General features: G+C 46.1%; 13 protein-coding genes. 4 read left to right on the top strand and 9 right to left on the bottom strand.

Features of this window, described 5'->3' with window-relative positions; genetic code table 11:
* The first annotated feature begins 104 nt into the window (after positions 1 to 104).
* From sspI to UJ203_RS01185, 4 genes are all read left to right on the top strand, one after another.
* Positions 105 to 320, top strand: a complete 216-nt coding sequence (gene sspI, locus UJ203_RS01200; RefSeq protein WP_010335228.1) for a small acid-soluble spore protein SspI — start codon at positions 105 to 107, stop codon at positions 318 to 320.
* 69 nt (positions 321 to 389) lie between these two features.
* Positions 390 to 1,496, top strand: coding sequence for a CdaR family transcriptional regulator (locus UJ203_RS01195; RefSeq protein ID WP_322008440.1), 1,107 nt, complete (start codon positions 390 to 392; stop codon positions 1,494 to 1,496).
* Positions 1,497 to 1,599: 103 nt separating this feature from the next.
* The gene (glcD, locus tag UJ203_RS01190; protein ID WP_322008439.1) at positions 1,600 to 3,012 is read left to right on the top strand and encodes a glycolate oxidase subunit GlcD; all 1,413 of its coding nucleotides are present in this window, start codon (positions 1,600 to 1,602) and stop codon (positions 3,010 to 3,012) included.
* A complete protein-coding gene (locus UJ203_RS01185; RefSeq protein ID WP_322008438.1) occupies positions 3,009 to 4,343 on the top strand; it encodes a (Fe-S)-binding protein in 1,335 nt (444 codons plus the stop codon). The genes glcD and UJ203_RS01185 overlap by 4 nt, the downstream gene beginning before the upstream one ends.
* Positions 4,344 to 4,380: 37 nt before the next feature.
* Here the strand turns inward: UJ203_RS01185 and UJ203_RS01180 are convergent, their stop codons facing one another.
* The 9 genes from UJ203_RS01180 to UJ203_RS01140 form a co-directional block, all read right to left on the bottom strand.
* Positions 4,381 to 4,764 carry a VOC family protein gene (locus tag UJ203_RS01180; protein ID WP_322008437.1) on the bottom strand — a complete coding sequence of 128 codons (384 nt, stop codon included), beginning with the start codon at positions 4,762 to 4,764 and terminating at the stop codon, positions 4,381 to 4,383.
* A gap of 33 nt (positions 4,765 to 4,797) precedes the next feature.
* Positions 4,798 to 6,594 (bottom strand): carbon starvation protein CstA, encoded by a 1,797-nt coding sequence (cstA, locus tag UJ203_RS01175; RefSeq protein WP_322008436.1) that lies wholly within the window; start codon positions 6,592 to 6,594, stop codon positions 4,798 to 4,800.
* Positions 6,595 to 6,705: 111 nt separating this feature from the next.
* Positions 6,706 to 7,596, bottom strand: coding sequence for a DUF4097 family beta strand repeat-containing protein (locus UJ203_RS01170; RefSeq protein ID WP_322008435.1), 891 nt, complete (start codon positions 7,594 to 7,596; stop codon positions 6,706 to 6,708).
* Positions 7,593 to 8,147 (bottom strand): HAAS signaling domain-containing protein, encoded by a 555-nt coding sequence (locus tag UJ203_RS01165; RefSeq protein ID WP_322008434.1) that lies wholly within the window; start codon positions 8,145 to 8,147, stop codon positions 7,593 to 7,595. The genes UJ203_RS01170 and UJ203_RS01165 overlap by 4 nt, the downstream gene beginning before the upstream one ends.
* Positions 8,144 to 8,470: a PadR family transcriptional regulator gene (locus UJ203_RS01160; RefSeq protein WP_322008433.1), complete on the bottom strand. Its 327-nt coding sequence runs from the start codon at positions 8,468 to 8,470 to the stop codon at positions 8,144 to 8,146. Before UJ203_RS01160 ends, UJ203_RS01165 begins: the two co-directional genes overlap by 4 nt.
* 150 nt (positions 8,471 to 8,620) lie before the next feature.
* Positions 8,621 to 10,123, bottom strand: a complete 1,503-nt coding sequence (gene abfA, locus UJ203_RS01155; protein ID WP_105990242.1) for an alpha-L-arabinofuranosidase AbfA — start codon at positions 10,121 to 10,123, stop codon at positions 8,621 to 8,623.
* An 18-nt stretch (positions 10,124 to 10,141) separates the two neighbouring features.
* On the bottom strand, positions 10,142 to 10,987 hold the full coding sequence (araQ, locus tag UJ203_RS01150) for an arabinose ABC transporter permease AraQ (RefSeq protein WP_026014752.1): 846 nt from the start codon (positions 10,985 to 10,987) through the stop codon (positions 10,142 to 10,144).
* The gene (locus UJ203_RS01145; protein WP_322008432.1) at positions 10,988 to 11,929 is read right to left on the bottom strand and encodes a sugar ABC transporter permease; all 942 of its coding nucleotides are present in this window, start codon (positions 11,927 to 11,929) and stop codon (positions 10,988 to 10,990) included. It lies immediately after the preceding gene.
* A 35-nt stretch (positions 11,930 to 11,964) separates the two neighbouring features.
* The gene (locus tag UJ203_RS01140; RefSeq protein WP_322008431.1) at positions 11,965 to 13,266 is read right to left on the bottom strand and encodes an ABC transporter substrate-binding protein; all 1,302 of its coding nucleotides are present in this window, start codon (positions 13,264 to 13,266) and stop codon (positions 11,965 to 11,967) included.
* Between the last annotated feature and the right edge of the window lie 7 nt (positions 13,267 to 13,273).

Below are 13,273 nucleotides of genomic sequence, written 5' to 3'. Positions count from 1 at the left end.
CTTTTTTTAACATGATGTTATTATATCGCAAGAACAGCACATAATAAACCGGGTGCAGGGTTAGAATATACGTATTACATTTTAGAAAAAAAGGAGCGCTTCATATGGATCTTAATTTACGTCATGCCGTCATTGCCAATGTAACCGGCAATGATCAGGAGCAGCTTGAGCACACAATTGTGGACGCGATTCAAAGCGGTGAAGAAAAAATGCTTCCGGGACTCGGCGTTTTGTTTGAAGTCATTTGGCAGCACGCATCTGAGAGTGAGAAACAAGAAATGTTAAAGACGCTGGAAGGCGGATTAAAACCTGCCCAATAGCACATCAAAACCGGGTGACAGCGCCCGGTTTTTTTCTTATATAATAAAAACATGAGGGGGGTCGCCGCCATGTTTTTACAACCGCTGTTAGCGAAAAAAATCATTGCCGAAGTGAAAAAAATGTACGAACGTGAAGTCATTATTGTCAGCACAGACGGCCTCATTATCGCAAGCACAAATGATGAGCGAGTCGGGCTATTTCATGAAGGAGCGCTTATCTGCGCGAAAGAGAAACGCAATGTGATCATTACAAAAGAAGATGAAAAGAGGCTCAAAGGGGTAAAGGCGGGGTTAAACCTCCCCGTATTTTCTGAGCGTGATGTCATCGCCGTGTTCGGACTGACGGGAGAACCTGCTGAGATTCAGCCGTACGGGGAGCTGCTCAGGAAAATGACAGAGCTGTTTATTAAAGAATCGTGGCATTTGGAGCAGACCCAGTGGCGCGAGAGAATGCTGGAATCCTTTATGATCGACTGGCTGCAATTAAAAGAATGGTCTCCGGGTTTTCTCGAAAAAGCGCAGCTTCTTGGCGTTGACCTTACCTCCCTCCGCCAGATGATCCTCATTCAAGGGCACGAATGGTCACCCGGCGATATTGATCAAATGACACGCGCCTGGAAATCAGTGTTTCCATCCGATTTATTCATCAGATGGGGAAATGAACGTATTCTGATTAATCACGAAGTGCCGAAACATGAACAAAAGGAGCAGCTTTTGCGGCAAATTCAGCTTATTTGTTCATTGGCTGAACGCCTCGGAAACAGCCGCGCAGCTGCCGGCGTTGGGAGGGCTGTCAGCGGCTCCGGCCTGCCGCAGTCATACGAACAGGCAGAAAAAGCGCTGGCCGTCAGCCTCAAACGCAAAACCGCCGTATGCGAGGAAGACCTGAAGCTTGACATGTGCCTGACTGAGATCAGCCCGGGGACACGACATGAATTTCCGCAAAGAGTGTTTCAGGAAGCGCTCCGAAACGAAGAGCTTATGATTACGATACGAACTCTCTTCCATTACGATTTGTCCCTGAAAAAAACGGCTGAAGAGATGCATATTCATATCAATACGCTCCGCTATCGCCTGTCAAAGGCTGAACAGCTGACGGGTTTAAGTTTTCAGCGCACAGAGGACATCGTCACGATGTACGTTGCGCTCTATTTTTTAGATCAAGATACAAAATAGAGAGAGTTTCAGTTTCATATTTTGTATGTTTCTCCATAGAAGGCTTCTCTTTTTTTCTTTTACAATAGATTGAAAGCGTTTTTTGACAGGGGGATGGGTGAACATGATCACCAAAGATGTAAAAGAACAGCTGATCCAAATCGTCGGACCGGAAAACTATGATGACTCGAAAGCCGGCCGTCTCGTGTATTCATATGACGCGACACCGCAATTTCAGTCTATGCCGGATGCAGTGATTGCGCCGAGAGATCCACATGAAGTATCACGTATTTTAAACATTTGCAGTGAGCACCGTGTACCGATTGTTCCGAGAGGATCGGGGACAAACCTGTGCGGGGGCACGTGCCCTACTGAAGGCGGGCTTGTTCTTCTCTTTAAGCATATGAATCAGATCCTTGAGATTGATGAAGAAAATTTGACGGCCACAGTCCAGCCTGGCGTTATTACCTTGGATATAATCCGTGCGGTTGAAAGCAAGGGGTTGTTCTATCCGCCTGATCCGAGTTCTATGAAAATATCAACCATCGGAGGAAACATCAACGAAAATTCCGGCGGTCTCCGCGGCTTAAAATACGGCGTCACCCGTGACTACGTCATCGGGCTGGAGGTTGTTTTGGCAAACGGAGATATGATCCGCACTGGGGGAAAACTTGCAAAGGATGTAGCCGGGTATGATCTCACGCGCCTTTTTGTCGGCTCAGAAGGGACACTCGGCATTGTGACAGAAGCGATTCTCAAACTCGTGCCGAAGCCAGAAACAAAGAAGACGCTGCTCGCCCTTTATGAAAATATTGATGCCGCTGCTCAAACAGTGTCAGCCATTATTTCCGGTAAAATCATACCGGCTACGCTTGAATTTCTCGATCAGCCTACCCTTTTGGTGATTGAGGATTATGCCAAAATCGGCCTTCCGACAAATGCGAAAGCAGTTCTTTTGATCGAACAGGACGGGACAGCTGAGACCGTGGCTCGTGACATGGAAAAAATTGAGGCAATTTGCAAAAAAGGCGCTGCCGTCTCCGTTCAAACTGCGCAAACAGATGAGGAAGCATTCGCCCTCACTGAAGCCCGGCGTTCAGCGCTTTCTGCACTTGCCCGCTTAAAGCCGACCACCATTTTGGAGGATGCGACTGTACCGCGGTCAGAAATCGCGAATATGGTAAAAGCCATTAATGACATTGCCGCAAAATACGATATTTCGATCTGCACCTTTGGCCATGCCGGGGATGGAAACCTTCATCCGACATGCACCACAGACATAAGAAATAAAGATGAAATGCAGCGAGTCGAGCAGGCTTTTGCCGAGATTTTTGAAAAAGCGATTGAGCTTGGCGGCACAATTACCGGGGAGCACGGAGTCGGGGCCATGAAAGCGCCTTACTTGGAAATGAAGCTGAAAAAAGAAGGCATCGCCGCGATGAAAGCAATGAAAGCGGCATTTGATCCCAAAAATATCTTAAACCCGGGCAAAGTGTTTGCGAAAGATGCCAGAAAACGTGTGGTGACGGAAAGATGACAACAGAAAAAGAAATGAAACAGATCCAACATGAGTTTAAAGAGCGTATGGATGAAAGCGAACTTTTGAATTGTATGCGCTGCGGTTTCTGTCTGCCTTCTTGCCCGACCTATATCGAATCCGGTTTTCAGGAATCTCACTCGCCGCGCGGGCGAATCGCCTTAATGAAAGCAGTCGCCGACGGTGTGATTGAACCGGATGAAGATGTCGAGCGTTCACTGTCTCTTTGCCTCGGCTGCCGCGCGTGTGAACCGGTATGCCCATCAGGCGTTAAATACGGACAGCTGCTGGAGGAAGCAAGAGATATTATCCACCAAAATAAAAAGCACTCGCTCAGCGCGCGTGTTATGAGAAAAGCGGCTTTTCAGGAGCTCTTTCCGCATCAAAACCGCATGCGTTCGGCTGTGAGTCTCATTGGTTTGTACCAGCGGTCAGGGCTGCAGACGGCTGTGCGAAAAACCGGCATGCTCCGCATTCTGCCTGAGCATTTGCGCACGATGGAAGCCGTTCTTCCGGATGTGCCTAAACGTGAAGAAATGAAGCATCGGCCGCGTTTACTGCCGGCGGCCGGCCCAGCTAAAAAAAGGGTTGCCTTTTTTTCAGGCTGTTTAATGGATACGATGTTTTTGCCGACAAACAATGCCACGCTGAAACTGCTGCAGCTGGCAGGCTGTGAAATTGTCATCCCGCCTGAGCAGGCATGCTGCGGCGCACTGCATGGACACAGCGGCGAAAAAAATGCGGGAAAAGAGCTTGCGAAACAAAACATCGCCGCGTTTGAAGCGTTAGACGTAGATGCTGTCATTACAAACGCGGGCGGATGCGGAGCTTTTCTCACTGAATACGGCCATTTGCTGAAGGATGATCCCGAGTGGTCGGAGCGGGCTGTTTCATTTGTGCAGAAGCTAAAAGATTTTTCATCGGTTTTGATTGAGCTTGATTTTCACCAAAAAGACTTGCAGCTTGAAACACCTAAGCTGATTACCTATCAAGATTCATGCCACTTGAGAAATGTAATGCATACATCTTCGGAGCCCAGAAAGCTTCTTCAAAGCATCAAGGGAGCTGAATTCAGAGAAATGGATAAAGCGGACAGCTGCTGCGGATCAGCGGGAATTTACAATATTGTTGAAGCAGACATGTCAATGAAGATACTGGACAGTAAAATGGCTGCTGTCAAAGCAACCGAAGCAGCGGTCATTGTAACCGCCAATCCAGGATGTCTTTTGCAGATGAAGCTCGGCATTGAACGAGAGGGATTAAACGGCAGGGTCCGAGCTGTTCACCTTGCTGATTTGCTATTAGAAGCCGCCGGATCGCTAACATCATAAGAAAGCCCAAAACAATTTCTGTTTTGGGCTTTGTGCTTTATTCCATCGGACTGCAAATTTCAATATAATGTCCATCAGGATCGGCGATATAAGCGACCGTCTGTCCCCATGGCTTCACTTTAGGCTCCGCGATAATGGTTACGCCGTGTTCTCTTACTTTTTTGATGACCGCTTCTACACTTTCAGTGACAAACCCGATTTCAAATGTTTGTGAAGAAACGGGTGTTTCCGGTATATCTAACGGCGTCATTTCCTTGACACTTTCTCGTGTATTGAGCGCCAAAATGGTGGAGCCGGTATCAAACTCTACATATGTGCCGTGTTCCGCGCGGATCGGCAGCCCCAAAATATGCTGATAAAAATGAATCGAGCGCTGGCTGTCCAATACATACAGGATGATATACTTCATTGATAAATTCATTTCTTTTCCTCCTTAAGGTTTCCATTTTTCCTTTTATCCCGGTATAGAGGCTTCCATTCTTAAGCTGGGATCTCTCCACATCTGCGCCCATTTTTTCACTGCCGCCACGATAATGATGAAGCCTAACAGCAGCATGATGATAGACAAAACGCCATTCAGGACACTGTAACCTGCAGCGTCTGGATTGAGATACACATAGCGCACCATCCAATAGCCCGCGTAATTCACAGTCACATATAAATAGGCGAGCGGAATGAGGCAGGTGAGGATGTAACGGCGTTTGTCGGCGATTTTCAGCACAATGGTTGCTCCGATAATCAGACCCACTGAAGCCATCAGCTGATTAGAAACACCAAACAGCGCCCAAATGGATCCGATATCACCTGAGTAAAGCAAATAGCCCCACATAAAGCAGGCAAGCGCACTGGCAAATACAGATCCGGGAATCCAGTCCGTTTTCTTCAGCGGCTTATACGCCTCTCCGAAGAAGTCCTGAATCAAATAGCGTGCCACACGCGTGCCGGCGTCGATCGCCGTTAAAATAAACACCGCTTCAAACATAATGACAAATTGGAAAAAGTATGAGGCCAGATGGCTGAAAAACGGAATTCCGGTAAAGATATAAGTCATTCCTACCGCAAGCGTGACGGCTCCCCCTGTTCTGCCTTCTAAGTCCAAACCGATTTCCCTGCTCAGTTCAGGCAAATGCACAACATCCATGCCGAGCGTACGGAAAACCTCAGGCGTGCTGTTGATCGCAAAGTAATCTGCAGGCTGCAAAGCAGTCGCCGCAATCAGCGCCATAATGCCGACAAGGCACTCAACAAGCATTGCACCGAAAGCAACCGGCTTCATATCACTCCATTTATTAAGCATTTTCGGCGTGGTGCCGGAACCGACAAAGGCATGGAACCCCGAGATCGCGCCGCAGGCTATCGTGATCGAGATGAATGGCCAGACAGGACCCGCAAGCACAGGCCCGCCGCCTTTTACAAACTCCGTAAAAGCCGGAAATGGAATGGACGGATTCACAGCAAACACACCCGCAATTAAAGCGACAAACACACCGATTTTCATAAAACTGCTTAAATAATCGCGCGGTGCGAGCAGCAGCCAGACCGGCAGTGCCGCTGCAAAAAAAGCGTAAATCGGCAACGCGATTGCAAACGTTTTCGTATCAAGGGTTAACAGATCACCAAATGCGGTAGTCTGCACCCAAGGGCCAATAAACACTCCGGCCATTAAAAATAGAAAACCGATAGAAGACGCCAGCTTTAAATTCCCTGTTTTCTTATAAAACAAGCCGACGCCCATCGCTATCGGAATCGTAATCCCTACAGCAAATGTCCCCCACGGATTCCGTTCAAGCGCGTGCAGCACAACCATCGACAGTCCCGCCATCGTTATGGTAATAATAAATAGCATGGACAGTCCCGTACAAAAGCCGGCAACAGGACCAAGCTCATCCTTCGCCACTTCCGACAGCGACTTTCCGTTTTGACGCATTGACGCGAACAGCACAACAATATCATGGACGGCTCCCCCTATCACCGCCCCGATTAACAGCCATAATAATCCCGGCAAATAACCGAACTGCGCCGCGAGAATCGGTCCGACCAGCGGCCCGGCCGCCGCAATGGCCGCGAAATGATGACCGAATGAGACCCATTTATTCGTAGGCACATAGTCTTTTCCATCCTCAAGCGCATGTGCAGGCGTTGGCTTATCATCAGTCACTTTGAGAACCTTCACCATCATAAATGTTCCGTATAAACGATAGGCGATAGCCAATATACACATTGACGCTATCACAATTGTAACCGCATTCATTTCTCCCCAACCCCTTTGCTGTTTTTCATAAATATATCATAATTTCAGAGCAAAAAGCGGTCATTTTTTCCTATTCAAAAAAGCCGGCTGGAATGGGCCGGCTTGAGGCAGTTAGTTTAGTTCAATGTCTCCAGAGGTTGTACGAACTTTTAAACGGTTAGAGGGGCTATCACCTACATAACCTACAACACGGTGCTCTGTCTTTTCTTTATACAGGATGTGGTCGAGATTGACCGTAGCATCACCTGAGTCAGCCTGAAAATCCACTGCCAAAGATGCAGGTTCTTTCTGATACCCTACTGACACACTTCCGCTCGTAGTGACGATGTCGACCTCTTCGTTCTGATGATCCTGAAGAAGATCAATATCCCCGGAAGTTGTCTTATAGTTCACCTTTTCAGCTGTTGTGTGGCTGCTTTTTATTGATCCGCTTGTTGTCTTTACCTCACCTTGGCCGAATGAATTTTGATCAGCTTGAACATCTCCGCTCGTTGTTTTTAGCGTCAGCTCGTTTTCGATGCGTGTATGCTTCAGCTCAATATTTCCTGATGTAGAGTCAGCAGCTGATTGATCCGTTTGCACATTTTCTATCAGAATATCGCCAGAGGTTGTCGTTACGGTTATCTCATCATACTTCTTTTTCGGAATCGTGATTGTGATTTTCATATCCTTTTCGCTGCCCCACGGTATAAAAGAGATGATATTCTCGCGTGCTATTTGATTGATTGTTAATGATTTGCCATCTTGGGTCACATCGAACAGCTTTTTGCTTTTATCACTGACTTGTCCTTCAGCAGCTACCTGAATATCATCCGTTTGCCCGCTTTTGACCTCTGCATTCATCGAGCTTGTTGCTACCTCAATTTTTTTAATATCTGCAGGATCATAAGTTTCGGCAGCTTTCACCTCTTCTTTTGTAAAATCCGAGGCAGCTGCAGAGATGACAGCTCCGATTGCCCCGACTGCAAATACTGCGATCAATCCTATTATGATTTTTTTCATGTCTGCGCCCCCGTCACCAGCTTTAAATTATATCTGACATATCGTAAACTCACGCTATACAGGAGCTTTCCTATATGCCACAGCCCTATACAAGATAGCAGTCCCAGACTGCCAAACATGAGTGATATAAAGAACTCCAGCATCATGTGCGTATTCATTTGAAACATCACCATGCCGACAAACATAATTGGTGATACAGAGAGTGCAAGCGCTGCCCCGCAGAAACCTACGTACACTCCAAAAATGCCAATAGCTGGTCCCAGCACAAAAATCAAATTCAAGATGCTTATCGCTGCTGCTGAACATGCCATCTGGAAGAGGTTCTTCTTAGGGCGCTGCACTGCTGGAGCAGTTTCCGTCACATTTGGCATCAATTCCTTTGCAATTTGTTTTGGGGAGCCGAGTTCCCTGATAATGTTCGCTTCCGGCCTGCCTTCTTTCATTCCTTCGGTAATATGTTCCTCAAAATCAAATAAGATCTCATTCCGCTCTTCTTGAGAAAGCGGCTGTAACGCTTTACTTAACTCCTGTAAAAACTGTTCTTGATTCATCGTTCTCCTCCCCTTGCCGCATCAATGATTTGGTTGACGGATGCTGTGAACTGATCCCATTCTGCCAGCAGCAATTTCATTCGCATGACACCAAGCTTTGACAACGTGTAATATTTTCTGGCAGGCCCTTCAGAAGACGGAGCCATATATGTTTCTAAATACTCCTCTTTCGTCAGTCTTCTTAGAAGAGGATATAAGGTGCCTTCAGCAATAGCCATATACCGGGAAATGTTTTGAGACAGCTCATATCCGTATTGGTCTTTTTCAGTAATACATACAAGCACACATAACTCTAATGCTCCCTTTTTAAATTGAGCATTCATGATCAAATCCTCCCTGCGGCCCTTAATTTTGTTTATATTTTCCACCATCCCTCACATGGTAACATCCGCTACTGAACATTACAAGGTACTGAATCATATTTACTAAGAAAAAATAAAAAACCGGAGACAGATCTCCGGCTCATGTTGTTATTATGATTGTTTTTGCAGACGGATCACATTCCATGAAAGCGGCGTGAAATGTGCGGTTAAGCCGTTTTCGCTGACAGACGATGTTCCGTTGGAATGCGGGACGACATTTTTTCTGTTATGCTGGTTTGTCGCTTTAATATCCTGATGCTCAAGTACGATATGCTCTGCGATTTGATACGATTCAAAGCCTCTGAGCGAAATCTCCGTCTCCATCTGATCCTCAGCTTTGTTTACCGCAAAAATGGTGAGTGTTTCTTCCTCTTCAGAATATACGACAGCGGCGTCAACATACGGCACATCAGTAAAATCAGAGCAGTCATACTTCGGTGAAGAAATAAGCGGTTTTAGCGACTCTCCTCGACCGTAGACAGAAGCATGCATGTACGGATAGAAAATCGGCTGCCTCCATGCTTCTCCGCCTTTTTCCGTCATGATTGGCGCGATGACATTTACAAGCTGTGCAAGACACGCGATTTTCACACGGTCTGCGTGCTGCAGCATCGTAATGAGCAGAGAGCCGACCAATAAGGCATCTTCAAAGTTATAAATATCTTCTAAAATAGGCCGCGCAGTAATCCACGGTTCTACTTTTTTATCAGCTTCATTTGAGTGATACCATACATTCCATTCGTCCAGAGAGAGATTGATTGTTTTCTTGCTGCGTGTTTTTGCTTTTACATAGTCACAGGTTGCAGCAACAGATTTAATAAAATGATCGAGATCCATGGAACGGGCCAGATAGTTTGGCAGATTGTTATCCCGGTTTCCGTAATACGTATGGAGAGAAATATAGTCGACATGCTCGTACGTATGCTCCAGCACCTTTGCTTCCCAATCGATAAACGTCGGCATGCCGCTGTTTGAGCTGCCGCAGGCAACAAGTTCAATTGATGGGTCAACCCATTTCATGACCTTTGCCGTCTCCGCTGCAAGCCGTCCGTATTCGTCAGCTGTTTTGTGGCCGATCTGCCACGGGCCATCCATTTCGTTACCCAGGCACCACGTTTTGATGCCGTACGGCTGCTCATAGCCATGCGATCTTCTCAAATCACTCCAGTAAGAGCCTTTCGGATGGTTGCAGTATTCTACGAGATTGCGGGCAGCATCTATCCCTCTCGTGCCGAGGTTAACAGCCATATTGACTTCTGTGTTCACCTTTTTTGCCCAAGTTAAAAATTCATTCGTTCCCACTTCATTGGTTTCTGTCGTTTGCCATGCCAAGTCAAGGCGTCTCGGGCGGTTCTCGACAGGTCCGACGCCGTCCTCCCAATTATACCCTGATAAAAAGTTTCCGCCCGGATAGCGGATGATCGGAACCTGCAATTCCTTGATTAACGCCTGAACATCCTTGCGAAACCCGTTTTCATCAGCCTGAGGATGATCAGGTTCATATATGCCTTCGTATACAGCACGCCCCATGTGCTCGATGAACGACCCGTAAATCCGTTTGTCGACTTCACCAATTTTATATTCTTTGTCCACAATCACTCTCGCTTTTTTCATTACACGTTTCCTCCTTCATTATCCTTTGACTCCGCCTACTGTCAGGCCGGAGATAAAGTACTTTTGGAAAAACAAAAAAATGATAATCACCGGCAAAATGGCAAATACTGAGCCGGATATGAGCATGTCATAGTTATTTCCGTAAGGGCTAAGCAAGCTGGACAGCCCGATTGGAAGCGTAAACATTTCTTTCGACCGAAGCACAATCAAGGGCCATAAGAAGTTGTTCCAGCTGTTTAAAGACTGGAGAATAATCATCGCACCGAATGCCGGTTTCATCAGAGGCGCCATAATCCTGAAAAAAATGCCGAATTCCGTACATCCGTCCATCCTTGCTGAATCCAGCAGGTCTTTCGGAAGGCCGAGTGCATATTGCCGGAAAAAGAAAACAGCTACAGGCGAAACGATAAACGGCAAAATGACACCCGTATACGAATCGATCAAATGCAGTCCGACTGTAAGCTTAAACAACGGGAGCATCATCACTTCCAGCGGAACCATCATAATAATCAGCACAAGAACAAAAATGATATTTCTGCCTTTAAATTCATAAACCGCTAGCCCGTATCCGATCATCGACGAGAAAAACAAGGTTAGCACTGTCGTTAATAGACCAAGCACAAGGCTGTTAAAAAACCATTTAAAATAAATGCTGCCGCCGTTAAACAAAAATGTATAGTTATCAAGACTCATCACTTTTGGATCAATGTCAACATTCAGCCCCACCCGTAAAAGCTCAGATGATGGCTTTAATGATCCTAAAAGCAGACAGAAAATCGGGAAAATATACAACAGGCTCAGCATGATAAAAAATAGAGTAAGCGCGATTCTGTACACCCGAAACTGAGGACTGTGCCGCAACATTTACCCCTCCCCCTTAAACGAGCCTGACAGTTTTAATGAAATCAGGCTGACAACAAGTATGACAATCAAAAGCACAATGCCAATGGCCGCCCCGTAACCCATTTCATTGTAAGCAAGGCCCTGCTGATACAAATATCCGACAAGCGTCAGTCCGATATTACCCGGGGAATTATTTTGCCAAAGGACGTAGCTTTCCTCAAACATCCTGAACCCGCCAATGATGCTGATGGTTAAAACATAGACGGATACAGGCTTCAGAAACGGCAGCGTAATGTGCATAAATTTTTTCATCGTATTTGCTCCGTCAATATCAGCGGCTTCGTACAGCTCTTTCGGCACATTTTGCAGTCCGGCCAAAAAGTAAAGGATGTTGATTCCCATCCATCTCCACGAAGCAAGCAGCACCATCAAAAACATGCCGGTATGTTCATTGTTCATCCAGTTCTGCGGTGAAAAGCCGAGTTTCAATAAAATCGAATTGGCTAAAGATGTTTCCATCTCTCCAAAGATCAGCCGGAAAATGATACCAGCCACAATGGTAGAAGTCAGTGCAGGTATAAATAACGCTGATTTGAAAATGTTTCTGAATTTGACCAGTTTCGAATTCAAGAATATGGCTAACAGTAATGGAACTGGAATCAGCACAATCAGCGTCCAACACGTATATTCCAGCGTATTAAAAAGGGCTGTATAAAACGTCGGGTTGTTAAGAGCGGTGTAATTGGATAACCCGACAAACGTCACCTCTCCAGGCAATATTCTTTGAAAGCTCATGATGAAGACACTAATGATGGGGTATAGAAAAAAAACAAGAAAGGATAAAACAAATGGCGCTGTAAACAGATAAGGCGCCGCTTTTTTCGAATAAAAAATACCTCGCCAGCCTGATTCTTTCGCAGCCGAAGGAACGGGATGAGCCGTTCCCGTTTTCACAGGTTTCATGAGAACCTCCCCGCTTTCACTTTTTGAATGGGATTCTATTTCTGTTTCAGTTCACCTGCCGCTCTGTCCAAGGCTTGTTTTGGCGTCTTTTGCTGAGATTTGAGCGCGTCGAATAATACGCTTCTGTTGACAAGGTCTGAAGCCTTGGCAAAATCCTCATGTAAATAAATCGGATTGATTTCATCCTTGATATCGAGCAGCATTGAAAAAATGCCTGTTCCGTTTTGGAAGTAATCCGTGTATTTGTTTTTCTCTTTCAATTCCTTGGAGCTCCAGACATCCCAGCGAAGCGGATCGAACCCGAGCACACTCCACAGCTTTTTGTTTCCTTCTTCAGAACCCTTCGCAAAGGCGAGAAACTCTTTCGCTAATTCGACATGTTTGGCCTGCTTTGGCACAACGGTGGCTGTGCCGCCCAAACCTGCTGAACGGTCGCCTCCTTCTTTCCATGCCGGAAGCGGCCGAATGGCAATCTTCCCTTTCAGATCAGGCATATAATCTATGAATCTTCCCATATACCAAATCGGCATCAGAACAGAAGCCGCTCCGCCTTGGTTCATAAAACCGTAATATTCTTCACTGTGATGCCCGCCGCCTGGTGCAGCGATCATTGTTTTATCATTAATCAGGTCTTTTAAATACTGAAGCGTTTTTACGTTGGTGTCATTATTCAGAATCAGCTTTCCATTTTTATCAAAATACCCTGAGTTTTGCTGTGAAATCATTGATAAAAATGTTGCTGAATCATTTGTTTCCACCGTTCCCATTGGCTTTCCGGTCGCTTTGCGCACTTTCTGTCCGGCTTTGCGGTAATCATCCCATGTTTTAATATCATCCGGGTTGATGCCGGCTTTTTTCATAATATCCATGTTATAGAACATAACTGTCGTTCCTACATGAGTATCCAGTCCGTATAGCTTGCCATTTTTGCTGTACAGCGTAAGACGCGCCTCTACGAATTTATCCCGGTCCTTTTCAATAAGCGGGGACAAATCGGCAAGCGGTACATCGGTGCCCTTCAGAAAGTTTGAAAACCGGGCCAATTCTACATCTGCAATGTCAGGCACGCCTTCCCCGGCGATTAAGGAAATCGACAGATTATCGTGCATTTGGCCATACGGATAGACGACCGTATTCAGTTTAATTTGACGGTCAGGATATTTCTTATTCCACTCTTTCACCATTTCCACATAAAACTGCTCATGAAGTCCGTTAAATGTCCAAAAAGTCAGCTCCGTTTCACCCGGTTTACCGGATGACCGTTCCGCTGAACACCCAGCGATAAATAATGTCAAAACCATCATGAGCGCAAGAAAACAGACAGTCATCTTTTTCATCTATGTT

The organism is Bacillus sp. V26, assembly GCF_034296245.1.
In the GTDB taxonomy this organism is placed as follows: Bacteria; Bacillota; Bacilli; order Bacillales; family Bacillaceae; genus Bacillus; species Bacillus halotolerans.
The sequence above is the reverse complement of the archived record's forward strand: the minus strand, read 5'-3'. Positions and strand labels throughout refer to the sequence as shown.